The organism is Rhodopirellula sp. UBA1907 (genome assembly GCF_002337565.1).
GTDB lineage: Bacteria > Planctomycetota > Planctomycetia > Pirellulales > Pirellulaceae > Rhodopirellula > Rhodopirellula europaea.
In genome coordinates, this window is sequence record NZ_DDGH01000064.1 from 1 (window position 1) to 1,060 (window position 1,060).

General features: G+C 55.8%; 1 pseudogene. It reads right to left on the reverse strand.

Going from position 1 to position 1,060, the window contains the following annotated elements:
• Window positions 1-159 precede the first annotated feature (159 nt).
• Window positions 160-1,060, reverse strand: a pseudogene (locus B2R17_RS13870) (membrane-bound dehydrogenase); the annotation flags it as partial.

The following is a 1,060-nucleotide window of genomic DNA, read 5'->3' on the forward strand; positions in this document are numbered from 1 at the left end:
GCCCCATCCGGGGCGAAACCCAGCTGTCAGCCACTATCTATTTTTCGACCCTCCCAAAGAGAGGGTGATGATAAACGCTCGGCAACACTGCATTTAAAAACTGCCCCACCTCGACGCGGGGCGAGAACCGTGACTTTCGAAAGCGAGCTTCCTTCTGAATCAGTTTTTGATCTTCGCTTTCTTCTTCAACTGGTTCAGCTTCTTCGTGCCGCCTTCGTTGACTTCGAAGATGAACTTGGCGAGGTCCAAGAACTCTTGTCGATCCTTCAGCATGTTGACGAGTCCAGGCGGCATGGTCGAGCTTTGTGACTCGAGTACGTCTTCCACATCATCGATTGGAATGGTGCGGGGTTTGCCCTGATCGGCTGCGATGCTGAGCGTGATCTTGTTGTCCGTTTCTTCGACCAAGAAGCCCGACAGGATGGCACCGTCGACCGTGATCACGTTCACGGTTTGGTAGCCTTCCAGTATCTTCTCGGACGGTTTTAGGATGGACTCGAGCAAGTGCTCGTGCGTGATGTCCTCACGAGATTTGGTGAGTTGAGGGCCAAGCTGGTAGCCTTCGCTGACATCGTGGCACGTCGCACAAGCGGTCTTGGAACCATAGAAGTAGCCGGCGCCTCGAATGGCGTCGCCTTTTTCAGTTGCGTCACGAACCAGATCGCTGAGTGATTCCGCGAGGAGTTCGTTTTCGAGCTGGTTGGTGGCGGGTTCGTCTTCCACCATCTCGGGACGACTGCCTTCGGGGAACGGATGCATCTCGATCAGTTCTTCGGGGCTGTAGAAGCGTTGGCGATCTTCGGTCGCGGCACGGATGCGTTTGACTTCGTCCGGTTTGATTTCGCTGGCGTCATTGCCCCAGCTGTTTCGGACGTACGTCAATGCGGCGGCGATTTCTGCATCGGAGAACATGTTCCCGATCGCGGTCATCGGGGGCACGCCTTGGGTCGGTTCAAAGACCTTGCCGCGAACGCGAATTTTTCCCCAGATGCCGTGCAGCGTGAGTTTGATCAGACGCTCGGAATCGCCGTTGACCCATTCACTACCAGCCAGTGGCGGG